Genomic DNA, 24,540 nt, shown 5'->3' with positions numbered 1-24,540 from the left:
AGGTAAAATTCGCGTTATGAAATTTTACCTACTAATTACACTTATAACAACACAATATCTCTTTGCATTGGTATCAATTGCTCCCGTAGAGATTGGAGAAAAACCGGGCTTTTCAAACAGCATTGAAACTTCTTTGGAAACAACAAGAGGCAATACAGATACAGACAGCTACAAAGCATCTCTTCGAACAACATATGATAACAATACAAGCTATGTTGTTTGGGCTGAAGTATCGGGAGCCTATGGCAAAGCGAGTGGAGAAGAAAATACAAATAAACTCTTCTCACATATAAGATATATTCATGCTCTTACAGATGAAACTCTTAGAGCTGAACTATTTGCGCAACTTCAAAATGATAAATTTAGACAAATTAACAGTAGAGCACTAGGCGGAGCTGGGCTAAGATTTAAACTTTTTGACCTTCTCAAAAACGGCAAAGGTTATTTTGGAGCCGGCATATTCTATGAAAATATAAGATACGAGAATCCTATTATTGACCCAACAGAAGATAATGTAAGAGTAAACTCCTATTTTTCTTATGCAATTGAGTTCAATAAAACTTCATCAGCCGCATATACTCTTTACTATCAACCTAAAGTTGATGATTTTAGTGACAATGTACAATCACACGAACTAGAGCTAAAGTTAAATATATATCAAAATCTATTTTTAAAATTCAGCCTCTCTTATAACACAGACAGCGAGCCTCCTCTGGGCGTAAAAAAATATGATTTCACCCAAAACACATCTTTTATTTTTAATTTTTAATTCGCTATAATTTAAAAAACACAGGGAGTTAAAAATGGATATATCAAAATACACTGACTTGGCTATAATGTATGCTAGTGAGTATGGATTAAAGATCATTGTTGCTATAGCTATATTTTTTATCGGTAAGTTTATAGTTAAAAAAATTATGACAATTATGAAAAATATAATGACAAAGGCAAATGTTGATCGCACATTGGCTGAATTTTTAGCAAATGTTATCTACTTTACACTCTTAATTGTAGTGATTTTGGCTTCATTAAATACGCTTGGCATAAACACAACATCATTTTTGGCTGTATTTGGTGCTGCATCTTTGGCTATCGGTCTGGCACTTAAAGATTCACTATCAAATATCGGTGCAGCAGTACTTATAATTATATTTCGTCCATTTAATGTTGGAGACTATATAGATGCTGCCGGGGCTTCTGGTACGATAGAGGAGATAAATCTTTTCTCAACCATAATGGTGACTCCGGATAATAAAACAATAATGATTCCAAACGCTTCAGTCATCGGTTCAAACATAATAAATTACTCAAACAAGCCTACGCGCAGAGTAAGTCTTGTTTTTGGAATTGACTATAATGATGATTTAAAACTTGCAAAAGAGACTTTAATGCAAATCATAAAAGAGGATAAAAGAGTCTTGCAAGAACCCGCTCCTTTTGTGGCAGTAGGTGAATTGGCAGACAATAGTGTAAATTTTGTATTTCGTGTCTGGGTAAAAACAGAAGAGTATTGGGATGTTCACTTTGATATGTTAGAAAAGGTAAAACTGGCATTTGATGATAAAGGCATCTCGATTCCTTTCCCACAAATGAGCATACACTTACAAGAACAAAAAACAGAAGGACAAAAATGAAAAAACTGGTATTAAGCCTATCTATTGTTGCTGCTTGTACTTTAGCAGCAAGTGAAGCAGAGATTAAAAACGAAATAGCAAATGCAAAAGCAAAAGTTGCAAAGATCAATGAAGAGATTAAAACTCTTGAATCGCAACTTCCAAAACCAAGCTATACTCTAAATGCACATGCGGAGCTTGGCTACATTGTCAATTCAGGAAATACAGATACAGAAGCTTTTAACCTTGATGCCAAAGTTAAAAACAGTTTTGACAAACACTCACTAGAGTTATCTCTGCTCTATCAATATGGTGAAGAGAACAGTATCGAGAGCAAAAACAAATTTTTAAGCGAACTTCTCTATGACTATATGATAAATGATAGATTTTCCTTTAACTATCTAGCCGGCTATAAAGATGATAAATTTTCCGGTTTTAACTATCAGTTTTATACGGGTCCGGGTGCTAAATATAAAGTTATGAAAACTCAGACACAGGAGTTGGCATTTGATGGAAATATTTTATATGCATATGATGATATTGAAGATACATACAAAGATACGCTTGGCAATACTGTTTCATATCCATTTCCTGCGGGAAGCATCAATCAAAATGATGGATATAGCGACTCTTATGCTGCATACAGAGTACAAGCAGTTTATAGTGCAAAAATAAGAGAAAATCTAAAATTTAATCAAACACTTAGCTATAGATCAGAATTTTCTGATGCAGACAATTTTTTCGTCTACTCAAAAAGTTCTCTCGCAGTTAAAATATCTGATATTTTTTCCGCAGGTGTAAACTACTATGTTGACTATATAAATGAACCGGCAGCCGGTAAAACTTCTACAGATAGAGTGTTTTCTTTTAATTTGATTGCAGATTATTAATCTTTTTTGAATTAATTCCCCACAAATATAAAGAGTATGTTGCAATAAGTGCGATGAGAGTCGCACTTAAGAAGAGATAGCTTGGATATAGCTCATATACATACCCGGCTATAAGAGCTCCGGCAAATGCCCCAAAACCGTAAGTTATACCTGAAAAAAGCTGTTGTGCCAAAGATTTATGCTTATAAAGATAAAAGAGATAGCTAATCGCTGCGGAGTGAAATAGCGCAAAACTGAGTGCATGCAGAGCTTGAGATATAAAAAGCATGGTCACATTATCGGGAAATATAAAAAGTATAAACCATCTTAAAGCGGTTGCAAATGTAGTAAATTGAAGTATAAAAAGAAGGTTTCTGCGAAGAAGCGCACCTTGAAAATAGAGCATAAAAATCTCGACAACAACTCCAAAGCTCCATAGATACACTGCAATATCCAGCGTTATTCCATGGTCGGTAACATAGATGGTAAAAAAGTTGTAAAATGAGCCGAAACTCACCTGCATAAGCGTAAGCCCCGCCCACAATCTCCAATCTTTTAAAAGATTTATATCATTGGTTACCTCTTCGCTCCTCTGTAAAAGAGCATCCGCCCTCTTTGCAATTACATAAGCAAAAATCGATGTAATAAATGTTAAAACAAGCAGATAAATAAGCGCGACACTAGGAGAACTTAAAAACTTTACCAGCACCAAAGCAACCAAGACAAACCCCACAGAACCAAAAAGTCTTATTTTGCCATAATCCTCTTTACCTAAATGCTTAAGCGATATAACCTCAACATAAGGAAGAACGATGCTAAGCCCAACTCCAAGAGTAATGTTTGAAAAAAGAAGTTTATAAAAACTATCCAGTGAAAAGTAAAATGAAACAGCACTAAGACACATAATAAGAAGCGAAACATTGAAGCTCTTTACATTTATTTTAAGACCTTTTATAAATGCAAACGGGACAACAAAACGCACAAGCGGAGCCGCCGCAAATATGATGCCGATATCGCTTGCACCATAGCCTGCTATAGACAAAACCTTCGGCAAAAATATTACATAAACACCGATGATAGAAAAATAAAAAAAGTAAAAAACTGCTAAAAGTAATGACATACGCGATTATAACCTAATTATAGATTTAACTGACAAGCAAGTAAATTAAAAATAGTAAAAATTTATTATTTACTTATTATTTACTTATAATTAATATAATTTTAAATCTCAATTATGTTTAACCCCTTTCGTACTTGAGATATATATAACTTATAAATTATTTTAATTATCCACTCCTTCTCCCCTTTTGAGTTGGATAATTATGTTACACTTTCATATTATGGCAAAAATCTTATTAACAACTTTAAATTCTCGATTTGCACACACTTCTATTGCGCTTAGATATCTCTATGCTAATCTCAAAGAGCTGCAAGATGATGCAAAAATCTTGGAATTTAGCATTAACGATGCAACACAGACTATTGTAGAAAAACTTCTTATTCACACTCCTGATATTATAGGCATAGGCGTTTATATTTGGAATGTCTCTCAAGTGAACGAACTTATACATATCATTAAAAAGATATCTCCCTCTATAAAGATTGTTCTAGGGGGACCGGAAGTGTCTCATGAACCGTTTCGAGTAAATTTAGATGATGCCGATTTTATTATTCAGGGTGAAGGTGACGAAGCATTTTATAAATTATGTAAAAATATACTAAATGGCAAAACTTCTCAAAGAGTTATAAAAATGAGTATGCCTTCACTCAAAGATATTTCTCTTCCATACAGATTTTATACGGATGATGATATAAAAAACAGATATATCTATGTAGAAGCTTCAAGAGGCTGCCCTTTTGAGTGCGAATTTTGTCTCTCATCTATAGATGAAAAAGTAAGAGCATTTGACTTGGAAAAACTTTTAGAAGAGTTTGAACTGCTTTGGCAAAGAGGCGCTCGAAACTTTAAATTTATTGACAGGACTTTTAACCTCAACATTAAAACGGCAAATGTCCTGCTTAATTTCTTTTTACAAAAAAAACCTCCCTATTTTGCACATTTTGAAGTTGTACCTGATCATTTTCCGCAATTGCTCAAAGAAAAAATTTCAAAATTTCCTCCCGGTGCGCTTCAGCTTGAGATAGGAATACAGACTCTAAACCCTCAGATTGCAAAAAACATTTCAAGATCTCTAAAATTGGACAAAATAAAAGAAAATATACGATTTTTAGAAGAAAATACCAATGCACATCTGCATCTTGATCTCATAGTAGGTCTTCCGGGCGAACATTTAGAGAGTTTTGGAGCAAATCTTGATGAATTGATTTCTCTTAGCAATTCAGAGATACAAATTGGAATACTGAAAAAACTCTCAGGCACTTCCATCAATCGTCATGATATAGAACATGGCATGATCTATAGCAATATACCTCCTTATGATGTATTGCAAACTTCTACACTCTCTTTTATGGATATTCAAATAATGAAAAGATTTTCAAGATTTTGGGATCTTTTTTACAACAGCGGCAATTTTAAAAAAAGCATAAAACTTCTTTGGCACAATGAAAGTGTATATAAAAACTTTTATGCTTTTAGTTTATGGATATATGCGCAAACCGATTCCACATGGCATATTTCACTGCAAAGACTGGGTGAACTCCTATTTAAATACCTTTGTGAAGTTAAAAAAACAGATGCAAAACTTATTGCAAAAAATATGCTTGAAGATATAATGAAGATAAAAGGCAGAGCGATTCCAAACTATCTAAAACCATATGCTAAAAACTTCACCTCAAAGAGTAAAGATGGAACCTCTGGTTTTAACAAAAGACAGCATTAATATCGTATATTTTTTGGATATAATCATTTCATGTTTATCTTAAGAGTGCTTATATTATCAATATTTTTTATAAATATAGCTTCTGCAGATACGCCTTATGTAGATAAAAAAATATTAAAAAAAATTGACAAAAAATACAAAATATACGCGAAAAAAAGATTTTTAGCTCTTCAAGAAACTCTTGATTCTGTAAAAAACAGGAGTGAAATGGAAAAACTTGAAGCGGTAAATAATTTTTTTAACGATGTAAGATATGCGAGCGATATGAAGATATATGGTAAAAAAGATTATTGGGCCACTCCATGGGAATTTTTGGCCAAAGACAGAGGAGATTGCGAAGATTTCGTGATAAGCAAATATTTTGCTCTTAAATATCTTGGGATTGACTATAAAAAACTTTTTTTTACATATGTTCGCTCCACAAGATTTAAGGAGCCGCATATGGTTTTAACATACTTTAAAACAACAAAAAGCGAACCGCTTATTTTAGATAATTATAATCGTAAAATATTTCCTGCATCGCAAAGAGAAGATTTAACTCCAATCTACAACTTTAATGGAGATCTGCTTGATGAAGCAGACAAAAACAATAAAAAATCTCATAAAAAATGGGATGAATTAAAACTAAATATGCAAAGGGAAAAAATATGACACTCTACAAACAGACAGCTTTAATTTTATCACTCTTTTTACTTATTATTTTATCAACAGTTTTGATACTCAATTTTCATAGTGCAAACAAGAGCGTTCAGGATAGACTCTATGAAGACGCTAAAAATACCGCAACATCACTAAGTTTTTCGCTTGGAAGCGCTAACGGCGACCTTTCAATGATCTCAACTATGATTAATGCAAATTTTGACAGCGGAAATTATCATAATATTACTCTTGTTGATACTGAAAAAAACACTCTTTATGAAAGAGTTGCCGAAAGCGATATACGAATTATTCCAGAGTGGTTTAGAAAACTGATAAATTTAAAAGCACCCGTTGCATATGCAAATGTCTCTGCGGGATGGAGCCAAGTCGGAATACTAAGCGTACAGAGCGATGCAACATATGCCTATAAGCAACTTTACGAAATTTTTATAGATTTGCTTTTATCTTTTGCACTTATTGCAACAATAAGTCTTGCGATTCTTAACTTTTTACTGCATGCAGTTTTAAAACCTTTAAAACTGGTACAAAAACAGGCAGCAGCAATTACAAGAAATGAGTTTATAATCCAAGATAAACTTCCATGCACAAAAGAGTTGGCAGATGTTGTTTTAGGAATGAACAGCATGGTTTTAAAAGTAAAAACTATGTTTGAAAAAGGAAATGAGGAGTTAAAAGCACATAAAGAGATAGAGTATACTGATGAAATCACACAACTAAAAAACCGTAAATATCTTATGGATAAACTTCCAGCTTATCTCAAAATTGATGCCTCTTATGAAGGCGGTGTCAATATAATTATTGCATTTAGCGGAGTTATTGAAGCAAATGAAAAAATAGGTCATAAAAATGTAGATAAACTTTTTGTAAATATTGCAAATAACTTTAAAACCTATACAAAAAATATTAATGACTCTATTGTCTCTCGATTAAACGGTACAGAATTTTCACTTCTTCTGCCTAACTACTCAATTGACAATGCACTGAAACTAGCAAAATCCTTACAAAAAGATTCTCAGGATATGATTCTATCCTCAGGACTTGATTTAAATGAAACATCTATTACAATAGGGCTCTATGCATATAATCATAAAGACACCATATCCGAACTCTTGTCACACTCCGATAATGCTCTTGCTCAGGCAAAATTCAATCATGAAAATATACATATAGAAGAAACCGCTAATGCCCTTGAAATCATGGGCAAAGATGCTTGGAGAGATACTATAAACGAAGCGATAGAAAAAGATAAATTCAGTTTTGTTTCATGGAGTGTTATAGATACAAAGGTGAATACACTAGCGCATCATATTCTTAGTATACATCTTGATTTGGATAGAAACAGATCTTACAGTTATGCTCAATTTATGGCACCAACAATTCACTCAGGCTTATGCAGCCATATTTATAAAAAAGTTTTTACTATGCTTTTTAAAAATTCTCATATACTTCCCTCTGCATCAACCTACTCTCTAAGACTGCCGCAAGAGTATCTTCAAGATCAAGAAACTTACAGTGATATAAGCAAAATTATGCACGCAAATGCTGCAAGACTTCCTTTTAAACTTATTATAGAACTTCCAGACGAACTTGTTCGCCAAGATTCAAAAAATATTAGAAAATATATAGAGTTATTTAGAAAATATAATATAGAAATAGGCATATTTGAGTTTATCGGTGAGGGTGAGGATTACCAATATTTACAAGATTTAAGGCCTGTATATATAAAATGTGAAAGCAATTATTTCTTAAATCAAAGTGATCAATCTTTATCATCTTTGAGACTAATTACAGACAGTATCGGTATTTCACTTATAGCTGTAGGTGTTAGTGATATACAGACACTAGAGAAGCTAAAAGAAAAAGGTATATATATTGTTCAAGGAGAAATTACAGAACATATTTTAATTTGAAAGATTTTTACATTATTTTATTTCAAAAAATTGATTTATGGTGGACAGCGAGGGATTCGAACCCTCGATAGGTTGCCCTATACACGCGTTCCAGGCGTGCGCCTTCGACCACTCGGCCAGCTGTCCTTTGCAGAAGTGCAATTTTACATACTAAAGCCTTAATTCCTTCTATTATATTTTGAATTATTGCTTATTTATAATGAAAAATCACTATAGTCATATTTTTGTAAATCTATATAATACTTTTTGCCGACCATAACAACTCTTGAATCATCTTTTGCATGCTCTTTAAATTTCTCTTTTATTTTAGATATCTTTTTCTTCGAAAAATTTCCATTTTTCAAATATTTATTCAGAGATATTAATCTGCTGTTTTCTTCAAGGTTTTCTTCTTCTTTTAGGCTCTCTTCTATTTCGGCTTCAAAAGAGTCATCTTGGATATGAAGCTTGTTTTGAGGATTATTTAACATAAGATTTGAAGAAATTGCATTGATTATATTTTTTAACTGTTCATCTTTTTCTTTATATATCTGCTCTATTTTTTCTCTCTCTTTAATTAACATCTGCTCTTTTTGATCTCTTAGTGTTCTTGTTTCGTTTTCAAGATTTTCGACTTTTTGTTGAAGCTTTGCATTTTGCTCTTCTAAAAGCTTGTAGTATCTTTCATCTGCGTAAGTTGGTACTTTTTTGTTATCTTTTTTTCTTGGAGATATTTGGAGAGTTTCACTACTACTCATAATAACTAACTTTACTCCATCTTCTATTACGCTTTGCAAAGAACCTCTCCTTATGCGATTATGAATCGCCTCTTTTGATATGCCAAGCTTGTTTGCAGCATCAGATATAGTTAGTTTTGTCATACAAATATTCCCTTATCTCATGTTTTCAAAAATAAGCGGAGCTTCCCACTCCATTGAACGAATAGTTGAAATAACTTTTTGCAAATCATCGAGATTTTTTCCTTTGACTCTTATGGAATCACCCTCTATTTGCGCCGTAACTTTTAATTTTAAATTTTTTATCTCAGCTACTATTTTTTTTGCCTCTTTTGATTCAATATAATCAACAATTTTAAAAGTCATTTTTCTATTATTGCCGCTTGAATCTTCAATTTTTAGCTCTTCAAGCACTTTTGAACTAAGATTTTGTTTTAAAAGCTTCGCTATAACAATATCTTTAAGTGTGTCAAGTTTGTTATCACTTGATGCTATAAGAATTAAAAGTTTCTCTTTCTCTTTAAAATTAATTTCATAAGAAGTACCTTTAAAATCATAACGATTCGCTATCTCTCTATCAACAAGATTTATAGCATTTTTAAAATTCTGCATATCAATCTTTGCAGTTATATCAAATGAGTGCTCTTTTGCCATCACTAACGCTCCTATAACAAATAGTTTTTATTATATAACAAAAAATGTCTTAAACAACTTAAAAACTGGGGCTCCCATCAAATCCGAATCCCCCACCAAAATTGCCAAAATTTGGATCCATATAACCTAACATTGCACTTTTTGCTCTTAGTTTTTCTATATCTGCCTTGCTTGAAATTCCCTGTGGACAGACAAGCGTACACTCATTGCATAGAGTACAATCCCAAACTCCATTTGTTTGAATGGAATCAATTTTTTCTTCTACCTTTGTTTCTCTTTTATCACTAACATATCTCCAAACTCTTGTTAGCGTAAAGGGTCCTAAAAATTCACTATTTACTGCATATACCGGACAAGCACTATAGCACAAACCGCACAGTATACAATTGCTCTGAAGTTCGTTTAATTTTTGCTCTTCATATGAAAGCGAAACATTTTCCGTACATGTACTTTGCCACGCCTTTGCTTTTGTATTAAAACTGTAAGCTTTATCCATATTTACAACTAAATCACGGACAACTTCACTATTTTTCAAAGGTTCGATCAAATCCCCCTCTTGGACATGATATGCACATGCCAAAACCTCTTTGCCGTTTACTCTCACAGCACAGCTTCCGCAAACGCTGCTTCGACATCCGCTGTTATATGCAAGGGTGGGATCGATTTTTGTTTTTATCTCATTAAGCACTTCCAAAAGTGTTCTGTTTTGCATTTGCACTTCATACTCTACTACAGTATCTCTTTTAATATTAATTTTCATCTTTTACAACTCCATCCCTGTCTATTATAGTATGCGATGTAAATTTTTCATCTCTATTTGGAGCATCAACTCTAAAATGAGCTCCTCTGCTTTCAGCTCTATAAAGTGCGGAAATTAAGATAGTTTCACTGAGTTCGAGCATATTTTTAAACTCTAAAAACTCTAAAAGATTTGTGTTATATACCTTTGTTTTATCATTTACGCCCATTTGCGATATACTGCTTTTCATCTCTTTTACTTTTTCTAAAGCACTCTGCAAAGCAGATTTCTCTCTCTTTATTCCCACATTTTTATAAAACAACTCTCCAAGCTTCGCATACTCTTCATAAAAACTTATTTTATTTGGAAGTTTTTTTATCTCTGCTATTTGATTTTCAAAAAAAGCTTTTTGCCCTGCAGCATCTATTTTATTATCAAAATTTTGAGCATAGTCTGCAGCATTTTTTCCAGCTTGTTTACCAAATACCGCCAACTCTAAAAGAGAGTTGCCGCCAAGTCTGTTTGCTCCATGAACTTGATGATTTGCACACTCTCCTACTGCAAAAAGTCCATTTATGAATGTAGATGAATTTGCATCAACTTCTATACCGCCCATAGTATAATGCGCCGCAGGTTTTATTGGCAGCAAATCACTTACCGGATCAACATTTTCATACAATTTTGCCAATTTTGACTCTTGAGGCAGCTCTTTTTCTATAAACTCTGCTCCCAAATGGCGAATATCAAGATAAATATCTTCGCCTTTGTCCATCTCATCATCAATAGCTTTTGAGACCTCATCACGAGGAGCCAACTCATTAACAAACCGCTCTCCTTTAGAGTTCAAAAGATATCCGCCCGCACCTCTTGCGCTTTCAGATATAAGTATAGATGACTCTTTAAGAGCTGTTGGGTGAAATTGCACAAACTCCATATCACTTACTCGCGCTCCGGCTCTTAGAGCAGCAGCCACTCCATCACCAGTTGATGCAACAGAGTTTGTAGAATATTTATGAAAAACCCTGCTGTATCCGCCGGTAGCAACTATTATGCTCGGAGCCTCATATATCTCTACTTCACCGCTTCTTTTGTTTAAAACACTCACGCCACAAACATAACTTCTGTTATTTTTGTCCGCAGCTGTTATAAACTCAAGCAAATGTCGTTCATTTAAAATCTCAATTCCCTCAGCCAGACATCTGTCATAAAGTGTATGAAGAATTTTAAGTCCTGTATAATCTTGCGCATAGCAAGCTCGTGCAGCATAAGTGCCCCCCAATTTTCTCTGGGCAATTTTTGACTTGCTGTCTCTGCTAAAAGGCACACCGATACCATCAAGCCACTTGATCGCATTTGGCGCTTCTTGACACATATATCTTACAGCTTGCTCATTTGCCAAGCCTTTTGCGGATTTAAGTGTATTTTGGACATGTGTCTCTATGCTGTCATCCTCTTGTTCGGATAAAACTGCATTGATACCGCCTTGAGCCATGCAGGTTTGACTTCTTGTCGGATACTCTTTTGTTATAACTATAACATCGGCTCCGCTCTCTTTAGCACTAAGTGCAGCAACAAGCCCTGCACCGCCGCCTCCTACTACAATCACACTATTTTTACTCATTATCTTCTCTGCTTTATCTTTTTTTTGATTATACCATAAGGGCTAATGCAAAATATCTTGCAATCCTCAAGATTCCGGCAATTATAACAAACCAAACAAACTTAAGTCTAAGCACTCCCGCAACTAATGTTATGGGATCTCCAATAATTGGCAGCCATGAAAAAATCAATGCATAATAACCGTAATTATGTCCAAAAAGATATGCTTTTGTTCCGGTTTTTGATGCAAGAAGCTTTGTTTTTGTCTTCTCATAGAGCCAAAAACCTAAAAAATAATTTACGATAATAGCAAGAATATTGCCGCTTGAAGCAAATAGAAGTGCGTTTATTTTTGGCATACCCTCAGTTAAAGCCGCAACAAATGCTACTTCTGAACTAAATGGAAAAATTGTTGCTGCTAAAAAAGCAGATAAAAAAAGGGCAAGTTCTGCGATAGTGCCTACTTTAGAAATGTTTTTATATTTTCAATAACACCGGCTATCAGCAACTCTCTTGCTTCAATACTTGTCCATGCAATATGGGGTGTTATATAGAGATTTTCTTGATTTTTCACATTAAGCAAGGGATGATTTTGCTTCATTGGCTCCTTGCTTAAAACATCCAATCCAAAAGAGATGTTTTTTTTATCAATTATCTCTGCAACCGCATCCTCATCGATGATTCCGCCGCGTCCTAGATTTAAAACGACAACTCCATCTTTGCATATTAACAACTGTTCATATCCCAGTAAATTGAGTGTTTTTTCATTTAAAGGCGCATGAATGGAAATAATATCAGATGTTTGTAAAAGCTCTTCCAACTCTACTCGGTTAAACTCATTTGAGCTGTTTTGAGCGCTTGTTGAAAAGTAAGATACCTCTGCGCCAAAAGCTCTTGCCACTCTTGCGACTCCGCGGCCAATTTCACCCAGTCCAATAATTCCCCACTTTTTATTTTTTATCTCAAAGAAAGGTTTTGATACATCGGTAAAGATAGGACTTTTTGCATATTCGCCGGATTTTACGCACTCATCATAATATTTTGAGTGGCCTATAAGATAAAAGAGCATAGAAAATGTATGCTGAATAACCGAATCCGTTGAGTAGCCTGAAACATTTTTAACCTCAATTCTTCTTTCTTTTGCAGCTTTTAAATCTACATTGTTCATTCCGGTTGCAGCAACACAAATAAGTTTGATTGTAGGCGTATTTTGCATATGTTCATCAGTTATAACAACTTTGTTTGTTACTATAATATTCGCGTTTGTTATACGCTCCTGCGTCTGCTCTGCAGAAGTGGTCTTAAAAATCTCCACATCGCCAAGTTCAAAAAAAGCGCTTAAATCAGTATCCCCAAAAGTCAGAGTGTCAAGTAAAACTATTTTCATTTTTCTAAAACTACGCGTCTTTGATCTTTGTAATCAGATCTCTTGCTTTTTTAAGTGCATCTTCTGCCTTATCAAACACAAGCGCTACCGCAAGGCGTCTTCCTTTATGAGCTTCTGGCTTTGAAAAGACTCTGACAAAACTATCTTCGCTAAAGAGAGATTCATCCACATCCACCGCAGGAGCATAGCTATGAACATCTGATTTAAATGCTGCTGAAGCGCCCTCGCCGTAAAATGTAAAGCCCAAAGGAAGTCCCAAAACAGCTCTTAAGTGAAGAGCGAACTCACTCTGAGACTGTGTAATAAGTGTTACCATCCCAGTATCATGCGGACGCGGGGAAACTTCAGAAAAATAGACCTCATCACCTTTGATAAAAAGTTCAACGCCAAAAAGACCGCGACCGCCAAGACCATCTGTGATTTTTTTAGCAATCTCTTGTGAGCGCTCTTTTGCAAGCGGACTCATCTGCATAGGCTGCCATGAGAAAACATAATCACCGTCCTTTTGTTCATGACCGATAGGCTCACAAAAAACTGTCTCTTTGCCGTTTCTGGCCGTGAGCATTGTTATCTCATAATCAAAATCAACAAATGCTTCGACAATCAATTCGCTTGAATCACCGCGCGCCTCTTTTGCGATCTCCCATGAAGCGTCAATATCATCTGCGCTTTTTGCGATACTTTGACCATGTCCGGAGCTGCTCATAACAGGTTTGATAACACATGGAAAACCCATGCGCTCTGCGGCTTCTTTTAAACCCTCTTTTGTTGTAACAAACTTGTAAGGACCTGTTTTTAAGCCTAAAACTTCAGCTGCAAATGTACGAATATTTTTTCTATTCATTGTTTTACTTACAGCACTTGCATTTGGAATAACATTGTACCCCTTATCCTCCGCTGCAAAAAGAGCATCTATGCTAATGGCCTCTATCTCAGGAAGTATATAATCCGGCTTCTCACGATGGATAATCTCTAAAACAGCATCTTTGTCTTGCATATTTACAACATATGCACGATGTGCGACATGGTGTGCCGGCGCATTTTGATATCTATCAACTGCAATAACTTCAAGACCAAGTCTTTGTGCTTCGATGGCAACTTCTTTACCAAGTTCGCCCGAACCTAAAAGCATGATTTTTTTTGAGTTTGATTTTAGCGGAGCACTAAATTGCATGAAAATTCCTTATCTGATAATAAAATTTCTCACTCAAGTAAAGTGAAAAAATTTGGAGTAGTGAAAAAATCTAATATATGATTATATCAAAATTGGTTAAAAGTTTATCTAAATAAACTCTCTAAAAATACATTAAAATTTCTACATTATGGTGTAAGGTTTTATCTCTTCTCTAGAATCAAAAGGGAGAGCTTGAAGCTCTTCATTATCAAATGCCAAAGTATAAACTTTGTCCTCTTTTGTTTTACAATATGTAAGAATTATCTTTGCCGCAAGCTCTTTATCTGCTCTACTTGCGCTTTTGCTTAAAAGAGAGTGTGGTCCAGGCAAACCAAGAGTTTTGATATGATAATATTTATCATTAACTATGTTTTGCAGATGTTCATTCTCATCTTTGTTTCTTCCGACAACAAGTTTAGCTCCATCAGGAAGTCTTAGATGACGCCCAAATTTCATAACAGGTATATCTTTTACTTCAAATATATCATATTTTATAAAATCAAACATCTTTTTTGCAAAATTCTCATCAGTAAGAAGACATCCTCCGCCTGGACTCTCAAAATCTTCAAGACCTATCTCTTTTACAAGTTCAAGCTGTCTGTCACGGCTTCTTCCCGTAATGCCTTCAAGTTTTTCTCTATTTACCCAACCCTCTATTTCTGCAATTGTCGGATCAAGCGCTTTCGCAGATAGAGGACGAAGAAGCAAGCCGTCGCAGCTGCTCTCATTTAAAACTGTTTTTAAAGCATCTTTATTTTGGCTCATTGGTCGCTGTCCCAAAACCTCACCGCTGATTAAGAAGGAAGCACCTTCTGCTTCCATAACTCTTTTTGCAACAGTGAACATCTTTGCATGACAATCTATGCAGGGATTGAAATTTTTTCCATATCCATGCTTAGGATCAAAAAGAACATCTTGCAAAAACTCACTCTCAATATCTATAATTTTGAGTTCTGCGCCTACCTGTTCACACATTCTTTGCATATGTTCAAGTCTGTCTTTGGTACTTCCAAAACCTGTATTAATATTTAGGGCCAAAACATCTATGCCTTGGTCTATTATAAGTTTCATTGCTAAAGTTGAATCTAATCCACCGCTAAATAGTGCGATTGCTTTCATCTTCTTCCTTGTAAAATTGATAATTTAAAATATATAATTATATACTATTTCTGTTTTTTCTTCCAGATGGCTTTTGAGCCGGCTTGTTATTAGATCTGCTTCTTGCGCTTGAGTTTCTTGTGTTACCTTTATTGATAGGTTGTGCTTTTATGGAAGGGTCTGGTTTAAAATCTTTTAACCACACTTTTTGAATATCATTTTTGATAAGTTTTTCTATACTTGCAAGATACTCATGCTCATCTATACAAACAAGAGATATAGCCTCTCCTTCATTTCCTGCGCGTCCTGTTCGCCCAATTCTGTGAACATAATCTTCAGAAACATTTGGAAGCTCATAGTTTATTACATGAGGAAGCTGATCTATATCTATTCCTCTAGCTGCAATATCCGTTGCAACCAAAACCCTCACTTCACCTTTTTTAAAATCAGCAAGCGCTTTTGTTCTGGCATTTTGACTCTTGTTTCCATGAATGGCAACGGCACTTATACCATCCTTTTCAAGCTGCCCAGATAAACGGTTTGCTCCATGTTTTGTTCTTGTAAAAACAAGAACCTGCTTCCATTTGCCCTCTTTTATAAGGTGTGTTAAAAGTTCGCGCTTACGAACCTGATCAACAGGATAAACACTCTGTTTTATAGCTTGACCTGTTGTATTTCTGCGTGCTACTTCTATAAGAGCAGGTGTTTTCAGCAGCTTGTCTGAGAGTTTTTTAATTTCATCAGAGTATGTAGCCGAAAAAAGCAGTGTCTGTTTTTGTTTTGGAAGAATTGCCAATATTTTTTTAATATCATTGATAAAACCCATATCAAGCATTCTGTCTGCTTCATCCAAAATAAGAAACTCAACATCTCTTAAATCTATATTTTTTTGAGAGATATGATCTAAAAGCCTGCCCGGCGTAGCCACAACAATATCAACACCTTTTTTAAGCTTTATTAATTGAGGATTGATTTTCACTCCTCCAAAAATCACTGCAGATTTAAAAGGGAGGTATTTTCCATACACTTCAACACTCTCGCCGACTTGCGCAGCCAACTCTCTTGTTGGAGTTAAAATAAGTGCTCTTATTTTCTGTTTTGTTTTTATTGGTTTTGTTTTATTTAAGAGCTCAAGAAGCGGAAGGGTAAAACCTGCTGTTTTGCCTGTTCCGGTCTGAGCTCCGGCTAAAATATCTCTGCCGTTTAAAATAACGGGTATTGCCTCTTTTTGAATAGGTGTCGGCTCGCTATAGCCTTGTTCTTTAATAGCTTTTAATATAGGAGCTGATAAACCTAGTGTGTTAAATGACATCTTTATCCTGATTGTAATATTTATACATAATAGCATAATTTATGCTAATATAAGATATAATTTAAAATATATTTAAAACCCTCAGTTAGGACCGCATATGCCAAGCAGCCAAATTACTATTAAACACAACAAACATCGCGTTCATCCATGTCCTAACAATAAAAAGCTTTTATTGCTTCAATCTCTTGTAGAACAAAACAGTAATCTCCACATTATTGTAGCTACAGCGCAGGAGAACATTTTTATAAAAGAGGCAATAAAAGCTGATAATGTTAAAGTTTTTAACGATAGCGAACTAGCAGAATTGCCAGAGCTAAAATGTGAGCTTCTTATTAGTTACGATCTGCCGTCTGATCCGGTTATATACATCTCTAGATTGGTTAAAACAACGCAAAACGCGCTTATTTTACTAGACATCAGTGAACAAAAAGAGCTATATCCAATAGAGACACTTCTAAAAAGAGTTATCAAACAGGAGATAATTACAGGCTTTGAATATGAACCTGTACAAAAAGAAAAAAAAGAGCAAAAATCTTTTGACAAACCTAAATACGATAAAATTAAAAAAGAGGCTAAAAAGTCTGAGTATAAACCTTTTGAAAAATCTAAATATGAGAAACCAAAGAAAAATAGTGAAAAATCTCAAAACAAAGATTATGAGAAACCAAAATATGATAAATCTAAAAAAGATGACAAAAAAACAAATAAATATTTAGGCAAAGATGAAAACGGCAAAGCGATATTTTCAGGCAAAAGCGGAGAAAGAAACCATAGTTATGACGGAACTCCAAAAAATAAATATAATGAGCCAAAAAAAGTTGGAAGAAAAATATCTATAAAAGCCCGCAAACCAAAAGATAATGAAGAATCTCTTTCTTAAAGTTCTCCGCGCTTTAATTGTGAAATTTTTCCTCTAAGTTTACGGATATAAAAAGCTTTTTCTTCAAAAGAGATATCTGTTTTCAGATTTATCTTTTTATATTCCCGTTCATAATGTTTTGTTAAAAATGCTATAAGTTCTGATTTTAGTACCTCTTCATTTTTAAATGGAAGTATCTTTTCATCTATCAATATTGCCATAAGAGCAGGCTCATCTACTTTTCCCTGAAGTGCCAAAGCAAACTCAGATGAGTGAAACTGTAAAAGTGAAGGATTTAAAACATCAAGTATCTGATCTATAAATTCCGGATACTCTAAAACTGTTTTTATAAGACTAAGCTCCCACATATCTCTATGACGACTGTTATCACTAACAGATCTGTTAGTGTTTGTTTGATTTGTCAATTTAACAAATGAAGGGTTGATTCCTAATCGTTGTGCTAAGTATGTTTTGTATTTGTCTTGAAGTATAGGAGAGAGGGTTTTAAGATATCCTACCGCTTCTTGCATACAAGCTTCTTTGGCTTTTGGATCAAAAAGATTATAGAGTGATAAAATCTCATTTAAGACAAATTCGATAAATGGCTGGGGTGTTCTAAACATATCTGCCAACTCTTCAACTGCACCATTTTTTACCATATCTGCAGGATCTAAGCCTTCTTTAAAAATAACAACGCCGCCGTTAAATCCGCTGGCACTTAAAAGTTTTGATGCTTTGAGTGCAGCTGCTCGTCCTGCTTTATCTCCATCATATGCCATAATAACTTCCGGCTCTCCCTTTCTCAAAAACGGCAGATGCTCAGGAGTCAGCGCTGTTCCCAAAGTAGCAACTGCATTTGTAAAACCGGCTTGATGAAGCATAATAACATCAAGATATCCTTCTGTTATAATTATCTGTTTTGTTTTGTAAACTGTTTGTTTTGCATGGTGATAAGCATAAAGAAGACGGGATTTATTAAAAATCGGTGTTTCTGGAGAATTTATATACTTTGCCTGATGCCCGGTTATGGTTCTGCCGCCAAAACCGACAATAGTTCCGTTTGCAGAATGAATCGGAAATGTTATGCGCTCTATAAATCTTGCAAAATTTCTTCCGCCGTCATAACCTACAACACCCATCTCTACAGCTTCGCTCATATTGAAAAGTTGAGATTTTATATAGTTTATCGTTGAGTTGGAGTCCGGTGCATATCCAATACCAAATTTTTCAATGCTGCTCTCATAAATGCCTCGCTCTTTTATATAAGAGCGTGCTTGAGGATTTTTAGTAAACAAATATTGATACCACTCATTAATTTTGTCCATAAGCTGTGAGCGAGGTTTATTATTTTTGCTGTCACTGTAAGTAAGAGAAAAATTATATGAAGAAGCAAGTTTTTCTAATGCTTCGGGATAAGAGAGTTTTTCATACTCCATAATAAATTTTATACTGTCACCGCCGGCACCACAATTGCCAACTCCGAAATGGTTCGATAGAAAAGTATGTGTTTTATCTTTAACTGTTATATCATATACTAAATCTTCTTTTCCAATATTTTTTATCTCTTTAACTTTTATAAACAGATATTCTACTCCATCAATATACTCAAAAAAACTCTCTGTTGACTCTCTTTTTTTAAAATATATCTTATAGGATTGTTTATGATTAACACCTTTTTTATCAACGAATGATTTTGAGACCCTACAAGATGGTATCTTACCAAGAGATATTGCTAAGTCAATTATTTCATCTGCAAGAGTTTGGCTTATAGTGTCATAAGTATTTCTAGCATAACATCCATCTCCATCCATTAATCCCATAAACAAAGACTCTTTAAGTTCATCAGATAAAGAATTAAACCAAAATGGATAGTGCTTATTTTTGGCACCTTTACCAAATAACTCTAGAAAAATATATTCTAAATTTGTACTAGATATGGTAACTTCGAGGGAGTTTTTTCTATTTTTTGTATAGAAAAGTTTTGCTTCTTTGTTGAATAATTTTTTTACTATTCTTATTATCTCTTTAGCATACTTTTCTTCAGTAGATGAAATAGAAAATTTTATACCACCTCTATATGTACTACCTTCAGCTACATATAAACCTGCAAGCCACATAAAGTCTCTATCTAGTGTTATTTTTTCTATCCTTTGAACATTTGGTCCAAAATTATTCTTCTCCCAAAAAGATGAAACATCTAAATACTCTTTTGTAACTGTTTGACGATTCTTTGGATATAAAAAGTAATCACCTACTCTTACATCATTAGCAAACTCTCTTTTAATCGTGAAACTATAATTTCTTTTCGTTTTTTTTATTCGTCCATAAAACTTTAGAGGTCTACTTTTCTCTACTCTTAAGTATGGCAGTTCGCTAACTGCATCCTCTTTTTTAATAACCAACATATCATGGTTTTGCGTAAAACAAGACTCTTTTGCACTAAGAGATGTTTTAAAAGCTAGAATATCAAACTCACTTGTATGATACACTCGCTCAATCACTTCTGTTAAAACTCCATTTGCAGCAAAAACTTTATCACCTACCATTACATCCTTTATCTCTTTGTATCCAAGTGTGGTCATTATTTTTTGGTATGGAGGAAGGCAACCAAAACAGTGATATATCTGTTTAGCGGGACTTACTACAAATGAAGCCGTTTTTTCATCATGAAAAGGGCATGGAGCTTTATAGTTGGCACCGGCTTTTCTAAGCTCTATATACGAACCTACAACATCAACAATATCAAGGCGTGCCTTTAGGGCTTCTATAGAATCTTTATCAATCATAAGCGAATTATACTGGATTGTTAGTTAAATTTTAAGAGGTTGAAAAATGTATTACTAAATATCTGTATCAGAGGAATTTTATATTTTTTAATATAAAAATATTTAAATCATATCAATATTTAAAATAAATTTACAAATTTACAAAATAATTTTTAATATAAAATATATTTATGATATAATTCGATTCTAAATTTTTACAGAAAGTGGGTGATGTGATATGCCTGGTATCGTACTACGCAGTGATGATAATTTTGATGCAGCTTACCGTCGTTTCAAAAAGCAGACTGACCGTAACTTAATCGTTACAGAAGCTCGTGCTCGCCGTTTCCATGAAACAGAAACTGAAAAGCGTAAAAAATTCAAAATTGCTTCTCGTAAGAAAATGCTTAAGCGTCTTTATATGATGAGACGCTACGAGTCAAGACTGTAACATACACTAAACTTCATAGAATAGGGCTTTAGAGGCGTCTTTAAGGATTGCTTTTAAAGTCCATTTCTAACCTATTTATAACCACTAATCAAATTTTCTACTTTTTAACCTTACTATATCCGATAAAAAAGTACTACCTCATCAGCACCGTATAAAATCATTTTACCCTACAATCTATCACTTAAAAACAGTTCGTGTCTTATAAAACAGATATAAGCCTTTGGTTAATTATATTTGATTAGTTAATATACTTTAGGTTAATTGGTTAATGGCTTGAAATACCGTTGTATAAGCAAAAATTATAACATTTATAAAATACTTAACTTACTTTTAAAACAAGATAATTAGAGAGTTTTTGAGGCTTGCACCTACCGTGCCTGTTATTTGCTCTTACAGTACCTATGAGTTTTTTTGTGTGATGTTCGTATCTTGGTAGCTCTGATTAGTGTTATTAACTGCTCTCTTTTTATGCTTGAAATTAGTTTCACTTTCAGCAAAGTTTAAGAAGTGTGTTTAAGCCCGTACCGTGTGGAGTTTGGACGGGCTGTTTTGGAAAATTTAAACAATGTAACTTAAAGGGAATATTTTCGCATCTATTCCACTAAATCGCTTTATAGTTTTTTCCATCTTGGATAGAAAATTTCTATCTAAATTATTAAGCTTCATTCCTTTTGGAAAATAGCCACCTTTGAAACAAAATTCTAACCGTTCCATCGGTCTGGGTAGTTTCGCCTCTTTTTGTTTGTCGTATCGCTTTATATCAAGCGTATCATTTGTTTTTAACTCTTTTGGCGTTTTGTAGTAAGTAGTGTTACAGAATTTAAAAGGCTCTCTTTTGTCGCATAACCTTTTTATAACTCGATTCGGTACTTTCAAAAAATCAAAACAAATATCTATCCGCTTGATTTCACACTCCATAAACTCTAAGAAGTGAGACTGTAAGAAGTTGTTTAAATCCATTGCTTTATCATCATAGCCTCTAAGCCCTGCAATATCTAAAGTTTGCTTTGTAAGGCTTCTATTGTATCTCTTGAGTGCAATAGTCAAGCCTGTTGAGGTGTGGAGTATTTTCGCCTCTATTATGCTCTTGGTAAGCCTCTGTTTAAAAGCATCTCTCCATAACTTTGGTTCAAATATTCCCACGCCTTTAACTGTTACTATGATATAATTATCACTTGTAAACATCTGTTCAAAATTCTCACTTCTCAAGCTTATAGAGTCAATTTGTCCGATTATCTTCATAAGCTTTTGAGAGTTTTATATCTTTACTCTCAACAACTTTTAAAAGCCTCTCTCTCAAAGCCTCAACACACTTGATGCTCTCGTCACTTTTGACTATGCCGTATGTATCACGCTCGTTTGGCGTTCTATAAGTAATGAGCGTATCCGCAGGTAAATCACTTCTTATAATACCGATGTGATTACTTGGACGGGTTACATTCAAATTAGATACCAAACTGATTGTATCAACTGCATTGATTACAGTTATGCCTTTTGGATATTTCAAACTACTATCTTTAAATTTTAGAAGTTCATCTACAACCTTTAATGTGTCGATATTTGCGTCTTCTAAATTCCACTCTTTGGCTTTTGATTCATTACAGATAACCTTTGAGGGCTTACCGTTGATGATTGTATATTCTGAAATTTTCATAATACCACCTCAAGCCGTTTGGATATTAGATTCAGTCAAGTATCTAACAATCTCTTGGAGTGGATAAACCACCGTGCCGTTTTTAGACTTACTATCAAGCTTTTTATAACTCGGTCCGATTCCCTGCTCTCTCATTCTGTAAAGTGTCGCTAACGACTTCTTTAAGCACTTTGAAGCATCATTCTGGCTTAGTACCGCTCCATACTGTGGTAACATCAAGCTATAAAGCTCTCTCTGTTCGTCTGTAAGTAATTTATTACTCATAATCTTTTTTCCTTTGTGGATTAAATTATGAGATTGCAACCTCTAAACAAATAAGATATAAACTAAAAAGCTTATCCTTGCAAGTTCTTACTTGTATGATAGAATTATCGCATTTGTGATTTTTTGGGTGTCGAAAAAATATCTCAAAAAATAAGATAAAAATTTGACACTTTAAAAAGGAAGTTTTTGGAAGATTGCATCAACTGCATTAAAGCCGTGCTTATGGCTTCTTTTGATTTTTTCTTTCATTGGTAAAGATTTATACTCGTCATCTTCTACCCTGCAAATTAATCTATTCGATAAAGCTTGTATAATCTGATTTTTTATATCAATTACTTCTACTTTTGCTATTGGTATAACATCTGGAGCTTGAGCGTAATTATAAGGATTTTTTTGCATATCTTCTAATAATAATAGTAACTGTTTTTGTTTAGTGTTTTCTTTATTACTAGGTTCTAATATTTCAATAAATTTTTTTACTTTACTTTTGATTTTTCGTTCTTCATTTAAAAATTTCTTTGTAGCATCAGCGTCTTTATTTTCAATATAATACTGATACTTATAAATTGATTGATAAATAATATAATAAGTATTATTTGCTCTTTTTTGTGACTCTTCTATAATTTGTTTTATGCTTTGTTGCGTATTAGTGGTTTCTTTGTATCGTTTAGCTGTTTTTTCTATGTATGAACTTTCAAATATCTTTGCAAACTCATCAAAAATAAATCCTATAAGGTCTTCTTTTTTAATATTTTGGAGTTCATAGTTTTTGGTTTTGGTTTTCTCATTTAAAAAATTTTCAATTTCATTATAATCAATTTTTGAATACTCATCTCTCATCTATAAAGCCCCTGCACCGCATTTTTTCCATTTTCTGGACTTAGTTTTGCGTATCTTATAGTCTGTTCTATTTTTGCGTGATTCATAAGCTCTTTGATTGTAAAAATAGGCACTCCATTGATTGCAAGATGTGAAGCAAAGGTATGTCTAAAAGTATGAATTACTGCTCTATTTTTTGCATCTTTTGTATCAAGTCCTTTGTTAAACAATTTATCTAACAACGGCTTGATTCTATGCTGTATTTGTCTTTGTGTGAGTTTTGTATCGTGTGCATCTTTGAAGCTAACTACATAATCATTTATGCTTAGTTTTTGCAAGTATTCTTTTATTGACTCTAAAAACTCTTTTTGCAAGTGTCCCGTGTAGGTACTTTTTGTTTTTAGATTTTTGAGCGTAACCGTTTCACTTGCTAAGTTAATATCTTTTTTTTGTATATGCAAGATTGTTTCAAAGCGACCGCCCGTCTGTAATGATAAATCTACAAAGAGACTCACTAAAAAATCATCTTTTATGATTTCTTTGAGCTGTTTGATTTCCGATAAAGATAAATATCTCTCTCTATTGTTATCAATATTGTATCTCTCTATTTTTATGCAAGGATTGATTATCACTAAGTCATACTTTTTTATATGATGATTGTATATCGTGCTTATAAGCTCTTTAATGCTGTTTAGAGTCTGGTTTGATAATCCCTTTGCTTCAACATCTTTTAAAAGCTTCTCTATGCTCTCTTTGCTTATTTTGTGTATATCTTTGTTACCGATTGCTCCTTTTATATGAGTATTGTAACGACTCATTCGGTTTGGAGTGCTTTTTTTATCTTTGAAGTATGTTTGTGCTAAATCATCAAAGGTAACTATCTCTTTTTTTTTCTTAGTTGCAATTATGGTTATATCTTCCCCGTGCTTCATCTTGGATAGTTGTTCATTTCTAAGTGTAACGGCGTTAGCCTCTCTTATCCCTTCTGAATAATTTCCTATTTTTACCCATTTGAGTTTTGGCTTTGAGTTTTTATCTAAATCATTTATATCTTTGTAGTTGAAATAAAAGACTTTATCCTTATCTTCTAAGAGATTGTAATAAACACCCGTTTTTTTTGTTTTAACCATTGCAAAAAATCCCTTTATATTTCTAAC

Annotated in this window: 24 protein-coding genes and 1 tRNA gene; 8 read left to right on the top strand and 17 right to left on the bottom strand. The window is 33.8% G+C overall.

All coding sequences use genetic code 11. The features are described 5' to 3' along the window. Positions 1–16: 16 nt before the first annotated feature. From FJR47_RS00220 to FJR47_RS00210, 3 genes are read left to right on the top strand one after another with little or no spacing between them, the layout of a single operon-like run. A complete protein-coding gene (locus tag FJR47_RS00220; protein ID WP_152298495.1) occupies positions 17–769 on the top strand; it encodes a DUF481 domain-containing protein in 753 nt (250 codons plus the stop codon). A 34-nt stretch (positions 770–803) separates the two neighbouring features. After that, the gene (locus FJR47_RS00215; protein WP_152298494.1) at positions 804–1,634 is read left to right on the top strand and encodes a mechanosensitive ion channel family protein; all 831 of its coding nucleotides are present in this window, start codon (positions 804–806) and stop codon (positions 1,632–1,634) included. Next, the gene (locus tag FJR47_RS00210; protein WP_152298493.1) at positions 1,631–2,503 is read left to right on the top strand and encodes a DUF481 domain-containing protein; all 873 of its coding nucleotides are present in this window, start codon (positions 1,631–1,633) and stop codon (positions 2,501–2,503) included. Before FJR47_RS00215 ends, FJR47_RS00210 begins: the two co-directional genes overlap by 4 nt. Here the strand turns inward: FJR47_RS00210 and FJR47_RS00205 are convergent. Next, on the bottom strand, positions 2,481–3,602 hold the full coding sequence (locus FJR47_RS00205) for an MFS transporter (RefSeq protein WP_152298492.1): 1,122 nt from the start codon (positions 3,600–3,602) through the stop codon (positions 2,481–2,483). The genes FJR47_RS00210 and FJR47_RS00205 overlap by 23 nt on opposite strands. Positions 3,603–3,822: 220 nt before the next feature. Here FJR47_RS00205 and FJR47_RS00200 point away from each other — a divergent pair, with 220 nt between their 5' ends. The 3 genes from FJR47_RS00200 to FJR47_RS00190 are packed head-to-tail and all read left to right on the top strand — an operon-like array spanning position 3,823 to position 7,892. After that, positions 3,823–5,322, top strand: coding sequence for a B12-binding domain-containing radical SAM protein (locus FJR47_RS00200; RefSeq protein WP_152300239.1), 1,500 nt, complete (start codon positions 3,823–3,825; stop codon positions 5,320–5,322). Positions 5,323–5,352: 30 nt separating this feature from the next. Next, positions 5,353–5,973 carry a transglutaminase-like cysteine peptidase gene (locus FJR47_RS00195; protein WP_152298491.1) on the top strand — a complete coding sequence of 207 codons (621 nt, stop codon included), beginning with the start codon at positions 5,353–5,355 and terminating at the stop codon, positions 5,971–5,973. Further along, positions 5,970–7,892: a LapD/MoxY N-terminal periplasmic domain-containing protein gene (locus FJR47_RS00190; RefSeq protein WP_152298490.1), complete on the top strand. Its 1,923-nt coding sequence runs from the start codon at positions 5,970–5,972 to the stop codon at positions 7,890–7,892. The genes FJR47_RS00195 and FJR47_RS00190 overlap by 4 nt, the downstream gene beginning before the upstream one ends. Positions 7,893–7,930: 38 nt before the next feature. Here FJR47_RS00190 and FJR47_RS00185 read toward each other — a convergent pair. The 10 genes from FJR47_RS00185 to FJR47_RS00140 all read right to left on the bottom strand — a co-directional run bounded on the left by FJR47_RS00185 (position 7,931) and on the right by FJR47_RS00140 (position 16,571). After that, a tRNA-Ser gene (locus FJR47_RS00185) sits at positions 7,931–8,018 on the bottom strand. 68 nt (positions 8,019–8,086) lie between these two features. After that, entirely contained in the window at positions 8,087–8,752 is a 666-nt protein-coding gene (locus tag FJR47_RS00180) for a DNA-binding protein (RefSeq protein ID WP_152298489.1), read from the bottom strand. Positions 8,753–8,764: 12 nt separating this feature from the next. Beyond that, the gene (locus FJR47_RS00175; RefSeq protein WP_152298488.1) at positions 8,765–9,262 is read right to left on the bottom strand and encodes a YajQ family cyclic di-GMP-binding protein; all 498 of its coding nucleotides are present in this window, start codon (positions 9,260–9,262) and stop codon (positions 8,765–8,767) included. Positions 9,263–9,320: 58 nt separating this feature from the next. Continuing rightward, on the bottom strand, positions 9,321–10,022 hold the full coding sequence (locus FJR47_RS00170) for a succinate dehydrogenase/fumarate reductase iron-sulfur subunit (RefSeq protein WP_152298487.1): 702 nt from the start codon (positions 10,020–10,022) through the stop codon (positions 9,321–9,323). Beyond that, complete coding sequence (locus FJR47_RS00165; RefSeq protein ID WP_152298486.1) at positions 10,012–11,622, bottom strand: FAD-dependent oxidoreductase; 1,611 nt, start codon at positions 11,620–11,622, stop codon at positions 10,012–10,014. Before FJR47_RS00165 ends, FJR47_RS00170 begins: the two co-directional genes overlap by 11 nt. Before the next feature lie 28 nt (positions 11,623–11,650). Further along, positions 11,651–11,959 carry a YqaA family protein gene (locus tag FJR47_RS00160; protein WP_241690970.1) on the bottom strand — a complete coding sequence of 103 codons (309 nt, stop codon included), beginning with the start codon at positions 11,957–11,959 and terminating at the stop codon, positions 11,651–11,653. Between the two features lie 101 nt (positions 11,960–12,060). Beyond that, complete coding sequence (locus FJR47_RS00155) at positions 12,061–12,987, bottom strand: D-2-hydroxyacid dehydrogenase (RefSeq protein ID WP_152298485.1); 927 nt, start codon at positions 12,985–12,987, stop codon at positions 12,061–12,063. A gap of 10 nt (positions 12,988–12,997) precedes the next feature. Then, the gene (gene purT, locus FJR47_RS00150) at positions 12,998–14,161 is read right to left on the bottom strand and encodes a formate-dependent phosphoribosylglycinamide formyltransferase (protein WP_152298484.1); all 1,164 of its coding nucleotides are present in this window, start codon (positions 14,159–14,161) and stop codon (positions 12,998–13,000) included. A gap of 141 nt (positions 14,162–14,302) precedes the next feature. Continuing rightward, positions 14,303–15,280, bottom strand: a complete 978-nt coding sequence (locus FJR47_RS00145) for an argininosuccinate synthase domain-containing protein (RefSeq protein WP_152298483.1) — start codon at positions 15,278–15,280, stop codon at positions 14,303–14,305. Between the two features lie 37 nt (positions 15,281–15,317). Continuing rightward, a complete protein-coding gene (locus tag FJR47_RS00140) occupies positions 15,318–16,571 on the bottom strand; it encodes a DEAD/DEAH box helicase (protein WP_152298482.1) in 1,254 nt (417 codons plus the stop codon). A 97-nt stretch (positions 16,572–16,668) separates the two neighbouring features. On the opposite strand from FJR47_RS00140, the gene FJR47_RS00135 reads away from it, so the two are divergent. After that, on the top strand, positions 16,669–17,451 hold the full coding sequence (locus FJR47_RS00135) for a hypothetical protein (RefSeq protein WP_152298481.1): 783 nt from the start codon (positions 16,669–16,671) through the stop codon (positions 17,449–17,451). Here the strand turns inward: FJR47_RS00135 and dnaG are convergent. Beyond that, a complete protein-coding gene (gene dnaG / locus FJR47_RS09800) occupies positions 17,448–20,216 on the bottom strand; it encodes a DNA primase (protein WP_347400446.1) in 2,769 nt (922 codons plus the stop codon). The two genes, FJR47_RS00135 and dnaG, sit on opposite strands and share 4 nt — an antisense overlap. Before the next feature lie 217 nt (positions 20,217–20,433). Here dnaG and rpsU point away from each other — a divergent pair, with 217 nt between their 5' ends. Next, positions 20,434–20,646, top strand: coding sequence for a 30S ribosomal protein S21 (rpsU, locus tag FJR47_RS00115; protein WP_021286775.1), 213 nt, complete (start codon positions 20,434–20,436; stop codon positions 20,644–20,646). A gap of 558 nt (positions 20,647–21,204) precedes the next feature. Here rpsU and FJR47_RS00110 read toward each other — a convergent pair. The 5 genes from FJR47_RS00110 to FJR47_RS00090 all read right to left on the bottom strand — a co-directional run bounded on the left by FJR47_RS00110 (position 21,205) and on the right by FJR47_RS00090 (position 24,513). Next, positions 21,205–21,888 (bottom strand): hypothetical protein, encoded by a 684-nt coding sequence (locus FJR47_RS00110; protein ID WP_152298480.1) that lies wholly within the window; start codon positions 21,886–21,888, stop codon positions 21,205–21,207. After that, positions 21,866–22,300, bottom strand: a complete 435-nt coding sequence (locus FJR47_RS00105; RefSeq protein ID WP_152298479.1) for a hypothetical protein — start codon at positions 22,298–22,300, stop codon at positions 21,866–21,868. Before FJR47_RS00105 ends, FJR47_RS00110 begins: the two co-directional genes overlap by 23 nt. A 9-nt stretch (positions 22,301–22,309) precedes the next feature. Continuing rightward, positions 22,310–22,564, bottom strand: a complete 255-nt coding sequence (locus FJR47_RS00100; protein ID WP_152298478.1) for a helix-turn-helix domain-containing protein — start codon at positions 22,562–22,564, stop codon at positions 22,310–22,312. 171 nt (positions 22,565–22,735) lie between these two features. Further along, positions 22,736–23,404, bottom strand: coding sequence for a hypothetical protein (locus FJR47_RS00095; protein WP_152298477.1), 669 nt, complete (start codon positions 23,402–23,404; stop codon positions 22,736–22,738). Further along, positions 23,401–24,513: a tyrosine-type recombinase/integrase gene (locus tag FJR47_RS00090; protein WP_152298476.1), complete on the bottom strand. Its 1,113-nt coding sequence runs from the start codon at positions 24,511–24,513 to the stop codon at positions 23,401–23,403. The genes FJR47_RS00095 and FJR47_RS00090 overlap by 4 nt, the downstream gene beginning before the upstream one ends. Positions 24,514–24,540 lie beyond the last annotated feature (27 nt).

The organism is Sulfurimonas xiamenensis (assembly GCF_009258045.1).
GTDB classification, from domain to species: Bacteria; Campylobacterota; Campylobacteria; order Campylobacterales; family Sulfurimonadaceae; genus Sulfurimonas; species Sulfurimonas xiamenensis.
Note: the sequence above shows the minus strand (reverse complement) of the source record. Positions and strands in the feature narration are given on the sequence as shown.

Excerpts from the sequence above, each read along its gene's own strand:
- FJR47_RS00210 (WP_152298493.1), top strand. The coding sequence starts at position 1,631 with ATGAAAAAACTGGTATTAAGCCTATCTATTGTTGCTGCTTGTACTTTA.
- FJR47_RS00145 (WP_152298483.1), bottom strand. The coding sequence starts at position 15,280 with ATGAAAGCAATCGCACTATTTAGCGGTGGATTAGATTCAACTTTAGCA.
- FJR47_RS00205 (WP_152298492.1), bottom strand. The coding sequence starts at position 3,602 with ATGTCATTACTTTTAGCAGTTTTTTACTTTTTTTATTTTTCTATCATC.
- FJR47_RS00095 (WP_152298477.1), bottom strand. The coding sequence starts at position 23,404 with ATGAGAGATGAGTATTCAAAAATTGATTATAATGAAATTGAAAATTTT.
- rpsU (WP_021286775.1), top strand. The coding sequence starts at position 20,434 with ATGCCTGGTATCGTACTACGCAGTGATGATAATTTTGATGCAGCTTAC.
- FJR47_RS00160 (WP_241690970.1), bottom strand. The coding sequence starts at position 11,959 with ATGCCAAAAATAAACGCACTTCTATTTGCTTCAAGCGGCAATATTCTT.
- dnaG (WP_347400446.1), bottom strand. The coding sequence starts at position 20,216 with ATGATTGATAAAGATTCTATAGAAGCCCTAAAGGCACGCCTTGATATT.
- FJR47_RS00090 (WP_152298476.1), bottom strand. The coding sequence starts at position 24,513 with ATGGTTAAAACAAAAAAAACGGGTGTTTATTACAATCTCTTAGAAGAT.
- FJR47_RS00100 (WP_152298478.1), bottom strand. The coding sequence starts at position 22,564 with ATGAGTAATAAATTACTTACAGACGAACAGAGAGAGCTTTATAGCTTG.
- FJR47_RS00105 (WP_152298479.1), bottom strand. The coding sequence starts at position 22,300 with ATGAAAATTTCAGAATATACAATCATCAACGGTAAGCCCTCAAAGGTT.
- FJR47_RS00155 (WP_152298485.1), bottom strand. The coding sequence starts at position 12,987 with ATGAAAATAGTTTTACTTGACACTCTGACTTTTGGGGATACTGATTTA.
- FJR47_RS00190 (WP_152298490.1), top strand. The coding sequence starts at position 5,970 with ATGACACTCTACAAACAGACAGCTTTAATTTTATCACTCTTTTTACTT.
- FJR47_RS00110 (WP_152298480.1), bottom strand. The coding sequence starts at position 21,888 with ATGAAGATAATCGGACAAATTGACTCTATAAGCTTGAGAAGTGAGAAT.
- FJR47_RS00220 (WP_152298495.1), top strand. The coding sequence starts at position 17 with ATGAAATTTTACCTACTAATTACACTTATAACAACACAATATCTCTTT.
- FJR47_RS00180 (WP_152298489.1), bottom strand. The coding sequence starts at position 8,752 with ATGACAAAACTAACTATATCTGATGCTGCAAACAAGCTTGGCATATCA.
- FJR47_RS00215 (WP_152298494.1), top strand. The coding sequence starts at position 804 with ATGGATATATCAAAATACACTGACTTGGCTATAATGTATGCTAGTGAG.
- FJR47_RS00200 (WP_152300239.1), top strand. The coding sequence starts at position 3,823 with ATGGCAAAAATCTTATTAACAACTTTAAATTCTCGATTTGCACACACT.
- FJR47_RS00175 (WP_152298488.1), bottom strand. The coding sequence starts at position 9,262 with ATGGCAAAAGAGCACTCATTTGATATAACTGCAAAGATTGATATGCAG.
- FJR47_RS00140 (WP_152298482.1), bottom strand. The coding sequence starts at position 16,571 with ATGTCATTTAACACACTAGGTTTATCAGCTCCTATATTAAAAGCTATT.
- FJR47_RS00165 (WP_152298486.1), bottom strand. The coding sequence starts at position 11,622 with ATGAGTAAAAATAGTGTGATTGTAGTAGGAGGCGGCGGTGCAGGGCTT.
- FJR47_RS00170 (WP_152298487.1), bottom strand. The coding sequence starts at position 10,022 with ATGAAAATTAATATTAAAAGAGATACTGTAGTAGAGTATGAAGTGCAA.
- FJR47_RS00195 (WP_152298491.1), top strand. The coding sequence starts at position 5,353 with ATGTTTATCTTAAGAGTGCTTATATTATCAATATTTTTTATAAATATA.
- FJR47_RS00135 (WP_152298481.1), top strand. The coding sequence starts at position 16,669 with ATGCCAAGCAGCCAAATTACTATTAAACACAACAAACATCGCGTTCAT.
- purT (WP_152298484.1), bottom strand. The coding sequence starts at position 14,161 with ATGCAATTTAGTGCTCCGCTAAAATCAAACTCAAAAAAAATCATGCTT.